This window comes from Planococcus alkaliphilus (assembly GCF_057031095.1).
The window spans coordinates 410,937-428,628 of the sequence record NZ_CM168060.1 but is presented as its reverse complement, the minus strand read 5'-3'; the positions used below and the strand labels follow the sequence as shown (position 1 = coordinate 428,628).

At 44.4% G+C, this 17,692-nt stretch carries 21 protein-coding genes and 1 pseudogene; 4 read left to right on the top strand and 18 right to left on the bottom strand.

The window, feature by feature from the left end; all coding sequences use genetic code 11:
- Positions 1-201: 201 nt before the first annotated feature.
- Positions 202-1,334 (top strand): annotated as a pseudogene (locus AC2EXB_RS02320) (ISL3 family transposase).
- 60 nt (positions 1,335-1,394) lie between these two features.
- On the opposite strand, the gene abc-f reads toward AC2EXB_RS02320, so the two are convergent.
- Together abc-f and AC2EXB_RS02310 are read right to left on the bottom strand one after the other, a co-directional pair.
- Positions 1,395-3,035, bottom strand: coding sequence for a ribosomal protection-like ABC-F family protein (gene abc-f / locus AC2EXB_RS02315; protein ID WP_483603413.1), 1,641 nt, complete (start codon positions 3,033-3,035; stop codon positions 1,395-1,397).
- 96 nt (positions 3,036-3,131) lie between these two features.
- A complete protein-coding gene (locus tag AC2EXB_RS02310; protein WP_235198071.1) occupies positions 3,132-3,269 on the bottom strand; it encodes a hypothetical protein in 138 nt (45 codons plus the stop codon).
- A gap of 179 nt (positions 3,270-3,448) precedes the next feature.
- Here AC2EXB_RS02310 and AC2EXB_RS02305 point away from each other — a divergent pair, with 179 nt between their 5' ends.
- Positions 3,449-3,757, top strand: a complete 309-nt coding sequence (locus AC2EXB_RS02305) for a hypothetical protein (protein ID WP_251477611.1) — start codon at positions 3,449-3,451, stop codon at positions 3,755-3,757.
- 37 nt (positions 3,758-3,794) lie between these two features.
- Here AC2EXB_RS02305 and AC2EXB_RS02300 read toward each other — a convergent pair whose 3' ends face one another.
- The 13 genes from AC2EXB_RS02300 to AC2EXB_RS02240 all read right to left on the bottom strand — a co-directional run bounded on the left by AC2EXB_RS02300 (position 3,795) and on the right by AC2EXB_RS02240 (position 13,643).
- Complete coding sequence (locus AC2EXB_RS02300) at positions 3,795-4,751, bottom strand: magnesium transporter CorA family protein (RefSeq protein WP_483603411.1); 957 nt, start codon at positions 4,749-4,751, stop codon at positions 3,795-3,797.
- A gap of 56 nt (positions 4,752-4,807) precedes the next feature.
- The gene (locus AC2EXB_RS02295) at positions 4,808-4,975 is read right to left on the bottom strand and encodes a hypothetical protein (protein ID WP_483603409.1); all 168 of its coding nucleotides are present in this window, start codon (positions 4,973-4,975) and stop codon (positions 4,808-4,810) included.
- 50 nt (positions 4,976-5,025) lie between these two features.
- A complete protein-coding gene (locus AC2EXB_RS02290; RefSeq protein WP_483603407.1) occupies positions 5,026-5,841 on the bottom strand; it encodes a PstS family phosphate ABC transporter substrate-binding protein in 816 nt (271 codons plus the stop codon).
- Positions 5,834-6,157, bottom strand: coding sequence for a hypothetical protein (locus AC2EXB_RS02285; protein ID WP_483603405.1), 324 nt, complete (start codon positions 6,155-6,157; stop codon positions 5,834-5,836). The genes AC2EXB_RS02290 and AC2EXB_RS02285 overlap by 8 nt, the downstream gene beginning before the upstream one ends.
- A gap of 29 nt (positions 6,158-6,186) precedes the next feature.
- Entirely contained in the window at positions 6,187-6,594 is a 408-nt protein-coding gene (locus AC2EXB_RS02280; protein ID WP_483603404.1) for an NUDIX hydrolase, read from the bottom strand.
- Positions 6,595-6,599: 5 nt separating this feature from the next.
- Positions 6,600-7,106 carry a GrpB family protein gene (locus tag AC2EXB_RS02275; RefSeq protein WP_052653390.1) on the bottom strand — a complete coding sequence of 169 codons (507 nt, stop codon included), beginning with the start codon at positions 7,104-7,106 and terminating at the stop codon, positions 6,600-6,602.
- 63 nt (positions 7,107-7,169) lie between these two features.
- Positions 7,170-7,643, bottom strand: a complete 474-nt coding sequence (locus tag AC2EXB_RS02270) for a GNAT family N-acetyltransferase (protein ID WP_052653392.1) — start codon at positions 7,641-7,643, stop codon at positions 7,170-7,172.
- A 166-nt stretch (positions 7,644-7,809) separates the two neighbouring features.
- Positions 7,810-8,673 carry a twin-arginine translocase subunit TatC gene (gene tatC / locus AC2EXB_RS02265; protein WP_052653394.1) on the bottom strand — a complete coding sequence of 288 codons (864 nt, stop codon included), beginning with the start codon at positions 8,671-8,673 and terminating at the stop codon, positions 7,810-7,812.
- Positions 8,674-8,683: 10 nt separating this feature from the next.
- A complete protein-coding gene (gene tatA, locus AC2EXB_RS02260) occupies positions 8,684-8,887 on the bottom strand; it encodes a twin-arginine translocase TatA/TatE family subunit (RefSeq protein WP_052653396.1) in 204 nt (67 codons plus the stop codon).
- A gap of 47 nt (positions 8,888-8,934) precedes the next feature.
- On the bottom strand, positions 8,935-10,647 hold the full coding sequence (locus AC2EXB_RS02255; RefSeq protein WP_052653398.1) for a GMC family oxidoreductase: 1,713 nt from the start codon (positions 10,645-10,647) through the stop codon (positions 8,935-8,937).
- Between the two features lie 18 nt (positions 10,648-10,665).
- Positions 10,666-11,424: a gluconate 2-dehydrogenase subunit 3 family protein gene (locus tag AC2EXB_RS02250; RefSeq protein WP_483603400.1), complete on the bottom strand. Its 759-nt coding sequence runs from the start codon at positions 11,422-11,424 to the stop codon at positions 10,666-10,668.
- 208 nt (positions 11,425-11,632) lie between these two features.
- Positions 11,633-12,412, bottom strand: coding sequence for a 3D domain-containing protein (locus AC2EXB_RS02245; RefSeq protein WP_483603398.1), 780 nt, complete (start codon positions 12,410-12,412; stop codon positions 11,633-11,635).
- Positions 12,413-12,656: 244 nt separating this feature from the next.
- The gene (locus AC2EXB_RS02240) at positions 12,657-13,643 is read right to left on the bottom strand and encodes an NAD(P)/FAD-dependent oxidoreductase (protein ID WP_483603396.1); all 987 of its coding nucleotides are present in this window, start codon (positions 13,641-13,643) and stop codon (positions 12,657-12,659) included.
- Positions 13,644-13,821: 178 nt separating this feature from the next.
- Between AC2EXB_RS02240 and AC2EXB_RS02235 the strand changes: the two genes are divergently transcribed.
- Both AC2EXB_RS02235 and AC2EXB_RS02230 read left to right on the top strand, forming a co-directional pair.
- Positions 13,822-14,613, top strand: a complete 792-nt coding sequence (locus tag AC2EXB_RS02235; RefSeq protein ID WP_483603394.1) for an SDR family oxidoreductase — start codon at positions 13,822-13,824, stop codon at positions 14,611-14,613.
- A 75-nt stretch (positions 14,614-14,688) separates the two neighbouring features.
- Positions 14,689-15,132 carry a peptidylprolyl isomerase gene (locus tag AC2EXB_RS02230; protein ID WP_483603392.1) on the top strand — a complete coding sequence of 148 codons (444 nt, stop codon included), beginning with the start codon at positions 14,689-14,691 and terminating at the stop codon, positions 15,130-15,132.
- 151 nt (positions 15,133-15,283) lie between these two features.
- Here the strand turns inward: AC2EXB_RS02230 and AC2EXB_RS02225 are convergent, their stop codons facing one another.
- From AC2EXB_RS02225 to AC2EXB_RS02215, 3 genes are all read right to left on the bottom strand, one after another.
- Complete coding sequence (locus AC2EXB_RS02225) at positions 15,284-16,012, bottom strand: amino acid ABC transporter ATP-binding protein (RefSeq protein ID WP_311195604.1); 729 nt, start codon at positions 16,010-16,012, stop codon at positions 15,284-15,286.
- Complete coding sequence (locus AC2EXB_RS02220) at positions 16,009-16,653, bottom strand: amino acid ABC transporter permease (protein WP_235198056.1); 645 nt, start codon at positions 16,651-16,653, stop codon at positions 16,009-16,011. Before AC2EXB_RS02220 ends, AC2EXB_RS02225 begins: the two co-directional genes overlap by 4 nt.
- Before the next feature lie 158 nt (positions 16,654-16,811).
- The gene (locus tag AC2EXB_RS02215; protein ID WP_483603390.1) at positions 16,812-17,603 is read right to left on the bottom strand and encodes a transporter substrate-binding domain-containing protein; all 792 of its coding nucleotides are present in this window, start codon (positions 17,601-17,603) and stop codon (positions 16,812-16,814) included.
- Between the last annotated feature and the right edge of the window lie 89 nt (positions 17,604-17,692).

Sequence of the window (17,692 nt, the reverse complement as noted above, 5' to 3'; positions counted from 1 at the left end):
TTTTATTTTTGGTTCTACACTAATTGTTGGGGTGTTGAAACAATTCGGCCCAAAAAAAGACACGCAATCTCCAAATTCTTTTATACTTGAAATGTCGAATAACAAGTAAAGAAGAGGAGATGCGTGCACTTGAATTTTACCATGAAATTTCCCGGATTAGAAGATGTGAAAATAACGAAAATGGAACAAGTGGAGGACCGTGTGGCGCTACATGTGGAGTTGGAGGTGGGGGCCCAAAGCTGTCCGCGCTGCCAGGAAAAGACCCGGCGTGTCCACGATTACCGCATCCAAAAGATTAAGCACCTGAAATGGTTTGAACGGCTGACCTACCTGTTTTACAAGAAAAGACGTTATGCTTGCGGGGCGTGTGGCAAGAAATTTGCCGAGAAGAATTCATTCATCGATCGCTATCAACGGTTCTCAAAAGAGTGGAACCAAGCGGTTCATGTGCGCAGCGTCAAGGCGAAAACGTTCAAGGAAGTGGCCGGACAATACGGCGCTTCCGCTTCGACCATCGTTCGGCGTTTCGATCTGGTGGCGCTCCAGGAAGTTACTGAAACCGCAAAATTACCGCGTGTGATCGCCATCGACGAATACAAAGGCGACACCCGTGAAGGAAAGTACCAACTGATTATCGCCGATGGCGAAACGAGAGAACCGATCGATATCCTGCCCAACCGGAAAAAAGAGACGATCAAACAGTATCTCCAACAGCACGGAGCTGCGGTGGAAATCGTCGTCATGGACATGAGCCATTCCTTTAAAGCCGCGGTCAAAAAAGCACTCGGCAAACCGGTGATCATCGCCGATCGCTTCCACTTCTGCCGGTACATTTACTGGGCGCTGGACGCGTGCAGAAAAGTTGGAACGACTATGACCGCAAAAAAGGCAAACGGATGCGCTACGTCTTTTACAAAAACAGTGAGAAGTTAACCGAAAAGGACCGTTGGTACTTGAAGCGGTATCTTGAAATGGATGAGGAGCTCAAACGAGCATACGAACTGAAGGAAGCGTATTGCACGTGGTTTCAGGCAAGCAAAAAAAGAGATCCCGAGGAAATCCTCAAGACCAAAGAAGCGTTGCTGGAATTTTATCGGCTGGTGGAACAAGCGGGCATTCCCGAGTTCCAGAAAGCCATGGGCACCTTCCGAAACTGGCAGACGGAAATCTTGAACAGCTTCTCGTTCAAGTATTCCAATGGTTTCTTGGAAGGCATCAATAACCTGACAAAAGTGATTAAGCGGAACGCGTTCGGCTTTCAGAATTTCGAACGCGCCCGCGCCAAAATACTACTGACACACAAGTATAAGAATATGGGAGTTCACGTTGGTTAGAGTGAGGAAGATTTCACCTCACCCCAACATTTGACGGAGAACCTTATTTTTATTCTCCTATTACTTCGTCGCCATACTGATTGCAGTCTTTTTTTCCCGGGCAAAGGAGTAATTCCCGTCAAATCGTTCCATCGTCTTGTCGCAGATCCAATAAGTGACCGGAAAAATTTTATCCAGGAAGTACCGGTCGTGGGACACTGAGATAATGGTTCCCGGAAATTCTGAAAGGGCTTCTTCCATGACTTCTTTTGCTTCCAAATCCAAATGATTGGTCGGCTCATCCAAAATCAAGAGATTATGGTTCATGTGCATGAGCTGCGCCAATCTGAGACGCATTCTTTCACCGCCGCTCAATTGGCGAACCGGCTGGAAGACCATGTTGCCAAAAAATAGAAACTTCGCCAGCATCGGACGCGCATCATACTCAGAGACGGAAATGGCATCACGGAACTCTTCGATTACGGTCCGGTTATTGTCCATTTCAAGCGTGTGCTGGGAAAGGTAGCCGATTGACACACCGCTGCCGAGCTTGACTTCGCCAGCATCCGGTTCGCCTTTACCCAGAATCATATTCAATAGCGTCGATTTCCCTGTACCATTTGAACCGACAATCGCAACTCTCTCACCAAAACGGATATGCATATTCACATCTTGAAAGAGCGTTCTGTCGCCAAATTCTTTCCAAACCTCTTCAACGCGTACAACGTCTTTGCCACTCCGCTCATCCATCTGAAAACCGAGCGCCATCTGTTTTTTAGCCCGTACAGGACGATCGAGCAATTCGATTCGAGCAATCGCCTTTTCAATGCTTTTTGCTTGCCTGTGCATGCCGGCATTCGGTGGATTAGCCCGGTTCGCCCACTCTTTCAGCCGTTTGACTGTGTCTTTCATTTTCTTAATCTTTTTTTGCTGGTCTTGATATTGCTGAAACTCGATTAATAACCGGGCTTCCCGCTCTTTGACGTAGGCAGAATAATTCCCTTTGTATTGGATGAGATCGCCTTGGTCCAATTCCCAAATATGAGTGACAGCTTCATCTAAGAAATAGCGGTCATGCGAGACCAGCACAATAGTGCCTTTGTAGTGGCTAATAAACGCACCGAGCCATTCAATCGCTTCGAGGTCCAAATGGTTCGTCGGTTCATCAAGGAGCAGAAGGTCCGGTTCTTGCAGCAATAATTTGGCCAAGCCGACTTTCGTCCGTTCGCCTCCACTTAAATGGCCCCATTCCTCAAACTTCAACGCTTTGATTTTCAAGCCGTTCAAGACTTGATCGATGCGTGCTTCAATTTCGTATCCTCCGCGTTGGATGAAATCCTCTTGCATCGTGCCGTAGCGGGTAAGCAAGCGTTCCATCTCTTCTGGAGCAGCGGATGCCATCTGCGTTTCCATCGCTTCCAGCTTTTCCTGAATCTGGACAAGCCCGGAAAAAGCCGTCTTCAAGAGTTCTGCTACTGTCCACTCTTCCGGTTCATCCGGTGATTGTTTCAATAATCCGATCCGGCAGCCTTTTTTCCAGGTTACTGCCCCTTCTGTCGGCTGAAGCTCGCCGGCCAACACATTTAACAGCGTTGTTTTTCCTTCCCCGTTTCGTCCGACCAATCCGATCCGCTGGCCTTCCGCTATATCTCCTTTAATCTGATTAAATAATTTTTGATTCGCAAAATGGCACATGATTTGTTGAAATTGACTAATAATCATCGTTCTCTCCCTTTCGTTCTGAGAGACGCGCGCAAAACAAAAAGGCATGCGAAGACGCATGCCTTTTTACAAAATCCGTTTGTAGGCAGATGTCTCTCACTGGTTTATTTCATTCCATGCAGTTGTCTGAAAAAAGACAGACTTATCCCGTACAGCTGCTGAAGTGAAAGTAACGCCATGCAGAATATAAAGATATTCTTGACATTCTGTCATGCGCTTACCAGTTTGATTCATCATACCCACCTCCTTCGTTCATTTCTTTTATCATAATGGAAAGACGGAAATCAGTCAATAAAAAGTCAGAATCTTTATATTTTATTCAAAAATAAAAGGGTTTTCGGGTCTACATGCGGAATAGATAGGGAAAAGATTTTTAAGAACAAGTTGAGAGGAAGGTGGTGGAGACTTTGTCAATGTATTCGAGGATGACTTTTGAAAACGACACGAAAAAAGTGGAAAAAGCATTGAAGAAGTACGAGGATAAAAAGAATGAGGCACTCGTTTTACTCGCTGAAATTGATATGTTTGAGAAAATGGACGATGTGAAGGACGCTGAAATGTGGAGAAGGCAATCGTTGAAAGAAAAGTTGGTAACCGTGGAGCGCCAGCGAAAGGAATTGAAGACCTTAATCATGTCCTATATCGATAAGCACGGAGATCAGGATTTGCAGCGTTACGCTGAATTATTGGCGGAACTGGAAAAGGACAAGCCAAAATATTGAGGAGTTCAAAAAGCCTTTTAAAAAAGGACGGACCTGACTAACGGTCCGTCCGTTCCTTGTTTCGTTCCTTTTTATTGCTGAGGGATTTGAGGATATCGCCCGTCCATCCGCGTTTTCTCAGATACCAGTACATGAACAGGGTCGAACCGACGATTAAGAGCAGCGAACTCAAATAACCGTAAGTCCACTTCAATTCAGGCATGTGATCAAAGTTCATCCCCCATAAAGCCCCGAAGGCCATCACCGGCGTGAATAAGGTAGTCAGCACCGTCAAAGTTTTCATGATTTCGTTTCCTCTGTAATTGGCTACAACATTCTCCATGTCCACCATATTATTGATTTCATCTTTATAGGAATTGACAAGCATCCGACAGCGGTCAATCCGCATAGATGTCCGGCTGAATTCAACTTCCTCTATTACTTCTTTCCCGAAAGCTTCAGGGATGGCCATTTTTATTTCTTGAAATCCCAAAATCAAATTTTTCCACAGCAAAATACGATGCCTTAAGGTTTCAATTTTATTCAAAGTGCTGCGGTCGTTCTTCTCCCGGATTTCCCATAACAGGTTGCGCAATTGTTCTTCGAATACATCAATCTTATGTAAAATAGAGCTCACCATATGCCCAAGAATGATCATCATCAGTTCAACAGCGGAAGATGCTGATTCCATCTGCTCAAGCAGCGGCTCTCTCTTTAAATCTTCGTCCGATTCAAAGTCCAATTTACTGGTCAACAAGAAATCGGTGGACAAGAAAAAATGAAAAGCTTGTATGTCATGCTTTTTCTCAGCATTTTGCCGGTAAATTAGCGATCCCCAGATCACTTCGGAACCTGGAACCGATGTTTCCATATGCAAAATATTGACGGTTAAATTTTGGGAATCCTTTATCCATCTCCGCATTTTATGGCTTTTCGGCAAATGTTGTTGAAACTCTTCATCTGTAATATTCGCTTCTTCTTTCCAAATAGCATGTTTAAAGTTATATTGAGGCATTGGAACCCCTCCTTGGCATTTTCCCTATACTAAAAAACAAGCCAGGTTCGGCTTGTTCAATCTTTTTCGCTTGTATTGTCCCTGTATTTCTCATTTGAGTTTTCTTCGTATTCCAGGTCGCGGTCAGGCATCGGGTCTAAGGTTTTTTCATCTGGCATATTGCGGCGCGGTTCCACTTCCGGAAGCAATTCTTCTCCTTCGTGGCCTTGCTTTTCCTTTTTCATAACCATCCCTCCCTATCCCCTTAAATACCCTTTCCCGCATTTTTTAATCCTCACTTAACTGGGACGAACCCGGTATCTTCAACTAACTTTTGCCCCTCGCCAGAAAGAATCCATTCAAGGAACGGCTCGACATTCGGATTTTTGCTGCCAGCTGTAATTGCATAAAATTCCGAGGCTAATGGGTAGTCGCTCGAGCGGATATTTTCAATGCTCGGCTCTATTCCATCAATCGACAATAGCTTGATTTTATCGTTCTTGACCATTTCAGTGGAATAGAACCGGAACGTATAGCCGATTGCATTTTTATAGTTCCGGTAACTGGCCACCTCTTCGATAATGCCGCCCATCCCGCTCTCGAGATTTTCTGTTTCAGGTTTTTCAATTTCAGTATCTCCCATGAATTTGATGAACATCGTCTGGCTGCCGCTGTCTTCCGGACGCTGAAATGGCCTGATTTCATCGTTCTTCCCGCCGAGTTCTTTCCAATTCTCGATATCCCCGGAATAGATTCCACGGATGTCTTCACTCGACAAGTCACTTATCTTATTGCGCGAATTAACAAAGAATACGAAAGCTTCGCGCCCAATCGGCGTTAACTCCAATTCCACACCTGCTTCTTTTGCGTCCTGCAATTGGCCGCTTGAAGGCTCTGCAGCAAAAATAATATCTGCATTCCCTTTAATCAAGCGGCTATAAGCGGAAGGAGTGGTGGTCGTAGCAACTGGTCCTCTGTGGGGTTCATACACCCCTTCCGGATAAGTCGCTTCAGCGAATGCTGCAAATAACGGATAAAGCGCCGTTGCACCGTCTAGAATGGGAAGCTCGCCTTCAATAGCAAAAGAAGCCTTACTGTCCAGCCTAGCCATTTTCCTTAAAAGGCTCATAAACAAAAAGATCCACTTCTGAATCATCGACTTTCGCAAAACTTTCTTTGTAATAATAGGGAGCTGCAAACCCAATCCCTACAAGCAAACAGAGCGATATCCATATCGCCGTTTTCTTGCCGTTGCGGCGTTCTAAGATATAGATAAGCAGTATCATCATCGAAACAAGGACCGCTCCTAAAGTTACGAGCAGCCCCTCTTCTGCGGTATTAAAGACGTATAAGCTGCCAAAAACAAAAACCGCCAACATGCCGGCAATGCCCAATAAAGTAATCAGTGTTTTTACAAAAGCGTTCATGCAATCTCCTAACATTCTTCGTATTTTGGCTATTGCCCAATCAACGATTCAAACAATTCCTGGTCGTCGGGATAAGCCATATCCAGTTCTGCCAGTCCAGCAATCGGTTTCCAGGCGACTTCCTGAATCCACGGATCGTTTTCATCTACGTGGATCTCACCTCCGATGATTTCCACTCGGAAATAATGCACTTCAAATGAGACAGCGGAATTCTCGTATTCGCCGTTTCTCACTTTCAGTTCTTCCTGGACCATAACCTGGAGTCCGGTTTCTTCAAAAAACTCCCGTTTGCAGCAGCCTTGGAGGCTTTCTCCTGCTTCGAGTCCTGCTGCCGGCACTGACCATCTTTTATCTTCATCAGGCGGCCCTTGGAGAACCAGCAAAACTTCTTGCTTGTCGTTTATACAGACGCCTGCTGCACCTTTCCAGTTCGCCATTTCCATTAAAACTCCTCCAATGCCCGTTTTTCCATTTCTTTCACAAACGATTCTTTGCCCTCGATATACCGTTCGATATCCGTCGGGTATTTCATGGCCAATTCCTTTTTTAAAGTACCATATTTTTCCGCTTCTTGGGGATGTTTTTTCAAATAATCCCGAAATGCTAAGTGGCGATAAATTTCACCGCTGCCGTTTTCGTAGATATGCATATGGTGCGTGCGTAAGTCGCCGCCTTTTTGAAAATACCTTCTGCCTTTCAATCCGTTTTCTCCTTTGCCTTCATAACCCAATAGCTCAAATTTGGGATTGAATCGATCAACCGTTTCAATGTTTTTTACAACCGGCAGCAAATCGATGACAGGTTTAGCCGCCAATCCTCTCACAGCTGTGCTGCCGATATGATGAACCGCTACACACTCCTCTCCCAAAATCCTCTTAATTTCTTCTGCTTCTTGCCGGAACAGCTCTTCCCATTCTTCTTGATAATCGCAAATCTCTACTTTTCGCATCTAAACATCCTCTCGCAGACAGTAAAAAGCGGCTTGCAGGCGCAAGCCGCTCTTCCTTCTTTATTATTGGGCAGCTTTAGACGCTTCCTGATCCAAAGTGATACCGTGCGTCGCTTCCGGAAGCCCCAGGTCTGCCGAAAATCCATTGGCCCGGTAGAACGCATCAGCCATTGATGAGTCTGTGCGGACCACGATCTCTTTAAAATGGCCCCGCCCATAATTAATGATTTCTTTTAATAGTTCCGTGCCAATGCCTTGTCGCCTCGCACTCGGAGAAATGTAAAAGCGCCGGAGCCTCCCCACACTCTCTTTTGGCGAATACGGATCCCGGTTTAAACCGCCAATGGCAACCAAATGATCATGATGGTCCCATACACCATAGAGCACTTCGCCTTCTTGATTGAACGTATTGGTGCCATCTTCATACTGGCTAACGAGCCTTCTAAGAAAGCGATAGCCTTCGGCTTCACTTTCTTCCACCAGTTTTGAGACATCCACCGATTTCAAATCAGTTATTTGCTTTAAGTTATTCGTCATGTCGCTCCTCCTCATCATGGTTTTGAATTGCCATTTCTTACGGATTCCAACATTTCTTTCACCTTGCTCTTTTAGTGTATAGAAAAAGCGCTGAACAATCCATAAAAGAGTGAATTTTCGAATAGATTAAAAAGAAGCCTTGTATTTACAAGGCTCCTGTCTGCATTTATACCGCGGAAGATTCAATATCCGCTTTTTTGGCTTCCATTTTTTTGACGAGGTAAATGCTTGCTTCATAAAGGATCGCCATCGGAATCAACACCAGCAATTGGCTGATGAAATCCGGTGGAGTAATCAAAGCCGAGACTATGGCCAGCACAAGATAAGACCACCTTCTTACATTTTTCATCGAGGCGGAAGTCAAAATTCCAATGGAAGATAAAAACAATGCCACAATCGGCAATTCAAACAATAATCCCAAAGGTACAGTGGTCATGATCAAGAAATGTACATATTCATTCGCTGAAATCATTACGGCAAAATTGGCCGCTCCAAGACCCACGAGGAATTGATAACTTAACGGATTCAAGATAAAGTAGCCGAATGCTACGCCGAGTATGAATAACAAGAGCATGACCGGTGAATACAAACCGAGAAATTTCGATTCTTCTTCTTTTAATCCCGGTTTTACGAACTGCCAAAGAAAATGGCTTAAAAACGGCAATGACAAACCGAGTGCCAAAGTGACAGAAATCGATGTATAGAATTTAATAATTTCCAGCGGGCCAAGAATTACAAGATCATGCCCTCTCACCACATACGGAAACCAAAAATTCAAAGTGGAAAAGACCAACAGCAGGAAGAACAGAAAAACAAAAGCACTTTTAATTAATTGCTTGCGTAATTCTCCCAGATGGTCCACCAAAGTTTCTACCGGTTCTTCAGAAGGCCCTTTTGGCGGTTCCGTCGGCGGCTCTGCTGCAGTTATTTCTGCAGCAGGGGCCTCTGGAATCTTCTCCGCAGGGATTTCTGGCTGTACCGCTTTTTTATGCAGCGGGCTGATTAATTTGCGTTCGCCATACGGATCCATTTAACCACCTTCAAATTTTTTCGGATTTTGTTTCTTCTTTCACTTCCGGTTTTTCGTCGTCATCCATAATGTCTTTTGCGGAACGTTTAAATTCAGACAGGGTTTTTCCGACTGCCCCACCGATTTCCGGCAATTTTCTTGGTCCGAATAAAATCAGAACGATTACCAAAATAATAATCAACCCTGGAACTCCAATTGATGCTAAACCGCCCATAAGATGTTTCCTCCTTTTTGTCGCTTATGCAATTTCTGTGCTTTCTTTTACACTAAAGACCCGCCATTTTTGCTGTAGTTGATGATTCCTTCTGCACAGCGGTAAGCAAGAGCCCCGACTGTTCCGGTTGGATTGTATCCGCCGTTGTGCGCAAAGTTCCCTGCTCCTACTACGAAGAGGTTTTCCATATCCCAATGCTGGAGGTAGTTGTTGACTACGCTCGTTTCAGGCTCTGCTCCCATAATCGTACCGCCGGTGTTATGGGTCGTCTGGTAAGGCACGATGTCGTAATCGGAAATCGGGCTTCCTCCTACTACCGTCTTCGCACCCATTTCCTGCATGATTTCTGCAGCCCGTTCTGATACGTATTTATGCATCGCCCGGTCCTGGTCGGTAAAGTTATACGTCATTTGCAGCAATGGCACGCCATAAATGTCTTTATAGGTGCTGTCTAGAGATAAATAATTGTCACGGTGCGGCATGGAAGCACCCTGCCCGCCAATCGATAAAGATTTCAAGTAGTTTTCTATGGAAGCTTTCTTAAAATCGGCTCCCCATGACGGCGTATCCGGCGGAATAGGGTTGGTCAAAATTGGACGATTCCCGGTTTGGGTAATCGACAAACTCGCTCCATGGATAAAGTCCAAATCGCTATGGTCAAAGTTGTCGCCATTAAAATCATCAATGGTCATTCCTAACGCGCCAGCGCCCATGAAGACATTCATCTTCTCATCAAAGAAGCCGGATGCTCCTGGAAGGATTTGATAGCCATAGTTTTTGCCCAGCGTTCCTCTTCCAGTTTCCGGATCGTACATTTCGCCGATTTCTGATACCATGAGAAGTTTTGCATTGTTCAGCATGTAACTGGTCAACACCACCACTTCTGCCGGCTGGATAAATTCTTCGAAAGTTACGGTGTCAAAATAACGGACTCCTGTTACCCGGTCCCCCTCTTTCATGATTTCCACTACATTTGAATTAAATTTAATTTCATAATTCCCTGTATCTTTTGCCGTTGGGACGACCGTAATTTCCGGTGAAGTTTTCGCTCCATACTCACAGCCGAAACGTTCACAGAAACCGCAGTATTGGCAAGCATTGATTTGCTGGCCATCCGGATTTTCATAAGCTTCAGATAAGTTTGCGGACGGCATCATAAACGGCGAATAGCCGAGATTAGTTGTTGCTGACTCAAACTTTTTCAATATCGGCGTCTTTTTCATTGGCGGAGTCGGGTAATCGCTTGAGCGTTTGCCAGCGAATGGATTTTTGTCTTCTCCGGAGATGCCTGCGGTCTTTTCAAAACGGTCAAAATAAGGCTCTAACTCATCATAAGTTATGCCCCAGTCTTGAATTGTGTATTCTGGAGGAAGTTTATTGGCACCATATTTCTCATCTGTCATTGTTTTAATTTGGAAATCATACGGCAGAAACCGCCAGTTTTGGCCATTCCAGTGCGTACCAGATCCTCCAAGGCCTTCTCCGAGCAAAAATGAGCCCATTTGGCGCATAGGTAAGGCTTTTTGGTCCCGTCTGTTGCGGAACGTAATCGTTTCTTTCGACAAATCCTGCATCAATTCATAACGGACCGCATAGCGGTATTCGTCATGGACAATCGCGAAATCTTCCGTTCCGCGTTCCCGCCCGCGTTCGAGGCCCACGACTTTCAGTCCTTCTTTTGCACATTCAGCAGCAACAATGCCGCCCGTCCAGCCTACTCCGACTGTTACGACGTCCACTTTATCCAAAGTTGTGACCATTGAGATTCCCCTTCCTTGTTAATGCTGCATACCGAGAGATTTCGGTTCAATTTCTACATATTCTTCGCTTTCAATTTGATTAATATAGGAAGCCTGATGCCCTGGGAAGCCTTTCATTTTCCAGCCTTCCATTCCTTCATTGCCTGAATAGATTGGATCTGCATAGGCTCCTTCAAGCGTCGCCATGCGCAGTAATTTAAAGAAAAACAAAGCCGAAACACCTTTCATTTCGATTTCGTCTTCCTGGAACGCTGTTAAAATTTCATCCATTTGCTCTCCTTCAAGTTCTACGAAATCCGTTTCGAAGCGGCTTTGCGCTTCCTGCTGCATTAATTGCAGCCCTTGGCGGAACATTTCATTTCGCTTCAGGCGGCTCTGGTAGCCTTGCGTAGTTTGGCCTTCTTCAAACGGCCCTTGCATATATTCTTTTGAATTTTCGCCGTAGGCTCCTGCCAATTGCTTATCGATAAAATAAGGCACCCCGAGTCCAATGGCTCCTGGTCCAAGATCGTCTTCGGGAAAAATACGTTCTGTTGCATTTGCTAAAATTTGAAATTCGGCATCATTTTTAAAGAATATTAATCCCCTGACTCCGCCGGCTGACCCTTCCCCGTGCTGTTCCCCATTTGGGGCTGGCGCATTGGAGGAAGCGTTGTTGTTGTTTGAGTTCGCGCCAATAAGACCGCCGATAATTCCACCGCCGATAAGAGCTCCTGTCGCAATTCCTGAAGTCTTTAGAAAGTCGCGCCTTGAATAATTTTTAGTTTCTTTTGCCATTTTCCTTGCCCCCCTTTTCATAAATTAAAAATAATGAATATTTTCGTATAATACCCTTTTGAAAAAAAAATACACGCATTATAAGAAAAAAGTTTTGAATTTTTTAGAAAAAAAAGATTAAATAGCTCTACTGCGGGATTCCGCTCTTTTATTTTCCATAAAAAAAGGCCAAGGGGATGGTCACCTCGGCTTTGTAGCATGTACTATTTTAGTTTAAGATTTTGATGTTAATGGATTTGCGTCCCCAGTCCAAAGCTCCGCTTTGAGTCGGGATGAAAACGTCGATTTTGTTTCCTTTGATTGCGCCGCCAGTATCGCCGGCAATTGCTTCTCCGTATCCTTCAACCCAAACTTTTGAACCAAGCGGGATGACAGTTGGATCTACGGCAATGACTTTTTGGTTCGGATTTGAACGAAGATCGATTCCTGTTGCAGTTACGCCAGAGCATCCTGCACAATAAGCTGTATAAGCTGTTGCTGAAACCGTCATTTCTTTACCAGATTGCTCTGATGCTGCAGGTGCTGCTGTTTTAGCAGGAGCTGCTTGAGATGCCGTTTTTGCTGGTGTTGCTTCCTGAGGTGCTTTCGGCACAGAAATTGGAGATCCGCCGCTGACTACTAATTTGTCGCCAGGATAAATCCAATGTCCTGTAATTCCGTTCCAGCTCATTAGCGTATCAAGTGAAATACCATGGGCTTGTGCAATTTTGAATAGGGTGTCGCCACTTGCTACAGTATATGTAGACTTTTCTTGTGACACTTCAACCTTTTCTTCTGATGCGACTTCAAGCTGCTGTTTTGGGTAAATGATGTCGGATGATAAATCGTTCCATCCCTTTAATTGTTCTACTGAAACGTTCTGCGCTTGTGAAATGCTCCACAGCGTGTCACCGGATTCTACTGTATAAGATGATTGAGCGCTAGCTTGGCTGGCTGCTCCTACACTTAATGCTGCAATTGCAGTTAGTGTAATGATTTGCTTCTTCATAAAATGAATTTCCTCCTTTTCACTAACAGGAGTCATCATACCACCTACAGATTTCAAGACAATGACAAACCGACAGATGAAAAATAACAATTACGTTACGTCACTCTATTATTTATTACAAACTGTAATATATCTGACTTCGTCGATTATTTAAGGATTTTATTTACATTTTTTGTTTTTGTTGAAGAAATCAGACTTTTTGGTATAAAAAAAACGGAAGCTCCTGAAAGCCTCCGTTCTTTTCTTATTTAAATACACTTGTGCTGTGAAGCGGTTGGATTTTCGATTTCGGATCCAAATATGCCTTTGCGTTATTAATCGCTGTAGGTGCTTCGCCGAAGCCGACAGCAATCAACTTCACTTTCCCTTCATACGTAGCGATATCCCCAGCTGCATAAATTCCTGGAATATTGGTTTCCATTTTCGAGTTTACGACAACGGAGTTTTTCTCCATCTCAAGGCCCCATTCTTTGATTGGCCCAAGTGATGTGATATTGCCATAGTTGACGATGACATGGTCCGCTTCTAAGCGTTCTTCGTTTCCTTCTTTATCGATCAGCACCAATTCACGGACTTGTCCGTTCTCGCCGGCCAATTCCTTAACGCCGTAAGGTTTTTTGATCTCAACTTTCGATTCCACCAACGTATCGATATTCGCCTCATGTGCAGTCATCTTCTCTCTGCGATGGCTTAATGTAACATGGGACGCGACGTTCTCAAGCATCATTGCCCAGTCGACAGCCGAGTCGCCTCCGCCAAGCACAACCACTTTCTTGCCGCTGAACATCGTCAAATCCTTAACTCCGTAATGCAAAGATGTGCCCTCAAATTGTTCAGAACCTTCAACACCCAATTTACGCGGTTGGAATGCCCCTACTCCAGCAGTTAAAAGAATAGCCTTCGTGTAATGCAAACCTTTATCTGTCTGGATTACAAAATGGTCCTCTTGACGTTCAACAGTGGAAACCGTTTCTTCTAAACAAATGGAAGGATCTCCGTAATTTGCTTGGACGACAAGATTGTCTACTAAATCCTTCGCCAGAACTTTCGTAAATCCGCCGACATCGTAAATAAATTTATCAGGATATAATTCAGTCAGCTGCCCGCCTAATTGAGGCAAGCTGTCTAAAATTTTAACTTTCATTTTTCTCATGCCGCCATAAAAAGAAGCAAATAAGCCAGTTGGACCGCCGCCGATGATCGTTATATCAAAAATTTCACGCTCTTCCATTTCAACACTCCTAATCTACTCAATAATTATATCCTATCATATTGTCCCCTATTTCACGCAATCAGACTATTGATTGAAATTGAAAATTTAAAAGTCGAATAATTTAGTTTATTAACTGCATTTTATATGTTTTTTCCGTACACTGAATGGGAGAGCAATGGAGAAAGGATGGAGACAAATGGACTTAGGTTTAACGGACAAAGTGGCTGTCGTTATGGCTTCCAGCAAAGGGCTGGGAAAAGCCATCGCATTGGAATTGGCGAGAGAAGGCGCGATTGTCATCATTTCGAGCAGGCATCAGAAAGATTTGGAGTTAGCAGGCAGGGAGATTAAACAGCAAGTACCGGGTGCTTCCGTGCATTCAAAAGTTTGCGATATGTCGAAAGAGGAAGACATCATCTCTTTCTTTGGAGCGATTCTTGGTGAATTCGGCAAGATTGATATTCTCATCAATAATACAGGCGGACCGAAATCAGGCGGATTCGGAGATATCGGAGATGAGGACTGGTATGCCTCATTCGAACAAAATCTATTGTCCTATATCCGGACAACCCGCGCTGTACTTCCTTCTATGAAAGAACAGCGATTTGGGCGCATCATTAATGTCTCTTCTTCTTCGACAAAAGAAGTAATAGATGGATTGATTCTGTCCAATACTTTCCGCGCCGGAATGGTCGGCTTTGCCAAAACCCTAGCACGTGAAGTTGCAAACGATAATATATTGGTCAACACCGTCGGCCCCGGCCGCATACAAACAAACCGGATTATCGAACTTGATCAGCTCGAAGCCGATAAGCAGCAAATCCCAATCGAAGAACTGACGAAACAAAAACAAGCAGGACTGCCGATCGGGCGCTACGGGCAGCCGGAAGAATTCGCGAAAGTCGTGGTATTCCTCGCTTCCTCCGCCAATACGTATATGACAGGTCAATCATTGGTCATTGAAGGCGGCTTGCTGAAAGCACTGTAAACGGCAAATGATTATACAGCTAACCGAAAAATCGATATACTGGAAAATGAACCAATTAAAAAGGAGATGTTTTTAATGGCTAAAAAAGGTCACATCCACATGGAAAACGGCGAAATCATCAATTTCGAACTTTTCCCAAATGAAGCACCAAACACTGTAGCAAACTTTGAGCAACTTGCAAACTCAGGTTTCTATAACGACGTAACATTCCACCGCGTAATTCCTGGCTTCGTAAGCCAAGGCGGCGACCCAACCGGCACTGGTGCAGGCGGCAGCGGCAAAACGATCAAATGCGAAACTGAAGGCAACCCGCATAAGCACCAAGCAGGCAGCCTTTCAATGGCACATGCCGGCAAAGACACTGGATCTAGCCAGTTCTTTATCGTCCATGAACCACAACCGCATCTTGACGGCGTCCACACAGTATTCGGCCAAGTTGACGAAGCTGGCGTGAAAATTGCCCGCGCAATGAAAAACGGCGACAAAATGACGAAAGTCCACGTGTTCGACGAAGAATAAGAGAGCGAATGGCCCGGCTTGAATAATCAAGCCGGGCTTTTTTATGACTTTTTCTAGATACGCACAGAAGCTAGCCGAATACGCCCCAATGCTGACAAAATACGCTTCTAACTGAAAATCCCCATAAAAAAACACGCGCAAGGCGTGTTCTTTATAATACTTTGCTTAAGAATGATTTTGTCCGTTCATGCTGTGGATTTCCGAACAATTCATCCGGCACGTTCTCTTCGACAATATAACCGCCGTCGATGAACATGACACGGTCACCCACTTCACGTGCGAATCCCATTTCATGCGTTACGACGACCATCGTCATGCCTTCTAAAGCCAATTGCTTCATGACATCCAGCACGTCCCCCACCATTTCCGGATCGAGTGCAGAAGTCGGTTCATCGAAAAGCATGATTTTCGGATCCATCGCAAGTGCACGGGCGATTGCCACCCGCTGCTTCTGTCCACCAGATAATTGGCCGGGGTAGACATTCGCCTTTTCACGCAAGCCGACTTTATCCAATAGTTCATACGCTTTTTCCGTAATCGCTTTTTTATCGTTCTTCTTCAATTTCATTGGCGCCAAGGTGACATTTTCGAGCACGCTTTTATGCGGGAATAAATTAAATTGCTGAAATACCATTCCAACGTCCTGGCGAATTTTATTGATGTCGTTTTTGGGTTCGGTGATATCGACGCCTTCGATATACACATGGCCCCCGGTAATATCCTCTAATCGGTTCAAACACCGGAGAAACGTGCTTTTCCCTGATCCGGACGGACCGATTACGCACACCACTTCTTTTTCTTCGATTACTGTGCTGATGTCTTTCAACACTTCCAATTTGCCGAATGATTTTTTCAAATTCTCTACTCTGATCATTGTCATCGCAATACAAACTTCCTTTCCACAAAACTAGCCAACATTGAAAGCAAGTAGATGACCACGAAATAAATGATGCCGACAATCAGATACACATTAAAAGCATCAAATGTGGCACTCGCTTGGATCCGCCCTTCTTGCGTCAAATCCGCAATTCCGATTACCGATAAGAGCGACGTATCTTTCAAAGAAATGATGGCTTGGTTTGTAATGGTTGGCAGCATTCTTCTAAACGCTTGCGGCAAAATGATAAAGCGCATGTTTTGCGTGGCATTCAGCCCAAGCGAACGTGCTGCTTCTGTCTGCCCTTTGTCAATTGACTGGATACCTGCCCGAATGATTTCTGAGAAATACGCTCCGGCGTTGATGGCTACAGTTACAATTCCGGCTGTAGTGTTGTCCAATGAGAAAAACCCAAGGGAATTCAATCCAAAATAAATGAAGAATAGCTGGACGATGAACGGCGTCCCCCGAATAGCATCTACAAAGATTTTAGCGATCCAATTTAATATTTTAATCGGCGCAAGCCTAAGCAAAGCGACAACTAGACCGATTAAGAATCCAAGAATAATGGCAATGACAAAGATATAAAGCGTGACTTGCAAACCTTCCATCAAATAAGGAAAGGCATTTCTAATCGTATCCATCGAGACATCTCCTTTGTAAGAAAAGCGCAAGCGCTCATTTAGCTCTGACAGGCTTAAGATCCGGCGGCTGAGTGCTGAATTCTAGACACCGAATGCGCAAATCAAATTTCTATGCTGTATAAAAAATGCAGCGCACAAATGCGCGCTGCAACCCATTCTTATTCTGCGATGTATTTAGCAAGAATCTCATCGTATTCTCCGCTATCACGCAATTCTTGAAGACCTGCATTGATCTGCTCTAACACATCTGCATTTTCGCCTTTCAATACAGCGATTCCGTATTGGTCGCCGTTTAAGCGCTCCCCAACAGTCTTCAGATCTAATCCACTTTCAGAAATCGCATAAGCGATAACCGGATAGTCCTCGATCAATACATCTGCGTTGCCATTTGAAACTTCCTGGAACATAGATGGGCTGTCTTCAAATTGTGAAACCGTGAAGCCGTATTCGCCTTCATTTGCTCTTGCAAATTCTGCTCCAGTTGTTCCGCTTTTAACCGCTACTGTTTTGCCTTCTAGATCTTCTAAAGTTTCAATGTCCGTGTTGTCTGATGAAACTACTAAAGTTAATCCTGCCTCAAAGTAAGGGTCTGAGAAATCCACTACGTTTTTGCGCTCATCTGTAATACTCATCCCAGCAATCGCAATATCCAATTGGCCTGCTTGCAAAGCCGGAATAATTCCGCTGAAATCCATTGGGCTAAATTCGATGTCGAAGCCTTGGTTTTCGGCAATTGCTGTAATTAAATCAATGTCGATACCCGTATATTCGCCTTCTTCTTCAAACTCAAATGGTGGATATGTAGTATCGATACCAACTGTATACTTTGTGCCTTCGCTTCCGCCATCTCCTGACGAACCGCTTGAATCATCAGCCGAATCGTCTGATCCACAAGCTGCGATAATAAGCATGACTGCCATAAGAAGCATTAATAAACTAATCTTTTTCAATTCATTTCCCCCTTTATGTGATGAAATTCATCTCTCCAACAATATATCACAATATTCTACAAATCAGAACCTTCAAAATAAAAAACAGA

Coding starts and splice junctions, on each gene's coding strand:
- abc-f (WP_483603413.1), bottom strand. CDS start 3,035: ATGATTATTAGTCAATTTCAACAAATCATGTGCCATTTTGCGAATCAA.
- AC2EXB_RS02310 (WP_235198071.1), bottom strand. CDS start 3,269: ATGAATCAAACTGGTAAGCGCATGACAGAATGTCAAGAATATCTTTAT.
- AC2EXB_RS02305 (WP_251477611.1), top strand. CDS start 3,449: ATGTATTCGAGGATGACTTTTGAAAACGACACGAAAAAAGTGGAAAAA.
- AC2EXB_RS02300 (WP_483603411.1), bottom strand. CDS start 4,751: ATGCCTCAATATAACTTTAAACATGCTATTTGGAAAGAAGAAGCGAAT.
- AC2EXB_RS02295 (WP_483603409.1), bottom strand. CDS start 4,975: ATGAAAAAGGAAAAGCAAGGCCACGAAGGAGAAGAATTGCTTCCGGAA.
- AC2EXB_RS02290 (WP_483603407.1), bottom strand. CDS start 5,841: ATGGCTAGGCTGGACAGTAAGGCTTCTTTTGCTATTGAAGGCGAGCTT.
- AC2EXB_RS02285 (WP_483603405.1), bottom strand. CDS start 6,157: ATGAACGCTTTTGTAAAAACACTGATTACTTTATTGGGCATTGCCGGC.
- AC2EXB_RS02280 (WP_483603404.1), bottom strand. CDS start 6,594: ATGGCGAACTGGAAAGGTGCAGCAGGCGTCTGTATAAACGACAAGCAA.
- AC2EXB_RS02275 (WP_052653390.1), bottom strand. CDS start 7,106: ATGCGAAAAGTAGAGATTTGCGATTATCAAGAAGAATGGGAAGAGCTG.
- AC2EXB_RS02270 (WP_052653392.1), bottom strand. CDS start 7,643: ATGACGAATAACTTAAAGCAAATAACTGATTTGAAATCGGTGGATGTC.
- tatC (WP_052653394.1), bottom strand. CDS start 8,673: ATGGATCCGTATGGCGAACGCAAATTAATCAGCCCGCTGCATAAAAAA.
- tatA (WP_052653396.1), bottom strand. CDS start 8,887: ATGGGCGGTTTAGCATCAATTGGAGTTCCAGGGTTGATTATTATTTTG.
- AC2EXB_RS02255 (WP_052653398.1), bottom strand. CDS start 10,647: ATGGTCACAACTTTGGATAAAGTGGACGTCGTAACAGTCGGAGTAGGC.
- AC2EXB_RS02250 (WP_483603400.1), bottom strand. CDS start 11,424: ATGGCAAAAGAAACTAAAAATTATTCAAGGCGCGACTTTCTAAAGACT.
- AC2EXB_RS02245 (WP_483603398.1), bottom strand. CDS start 12,412: ATGAAGAAGCAAATCATTACACTAACTGCAATTGCAGCATTAAGTGTA.
- AC2EXB_RS02240 (WP_483603396.1), bottom strand. CDS start 13,643: ATGGAAGAGCGTGAAATTTTTGATATAACGATCATCGGCGGCGGTCCA.
- AC2EXB_RS02235 (WP_483603394.1), top strand. CDS start 13,822: ATGGACTTAGGTTTAACGGACAAAGTGGCTGTCGTTATGGCTTCCAGC.
- AC2EXB_RS02230 (WP_483603392.1), top strand. CDS start 14,689: ATGGCTAAAAAAGGTCACATCCACATGGAAAACGGCGAAATCATCAAT.
- AC2EXB_RS02225 (WP_311195604.1), bottom strand. CDS start 16,012: ATGACAATGATCAGAGTAGAGAATTTGAAAAAATCATTCGGCAAATTG.
- AC2EXB_RS02220 (WP_235198056.1), bottom strand. CDS start 16,653: ATGGATACGATTAGAAATGCCTTTCCTTATTTGATGGAAGGTTTGCAA.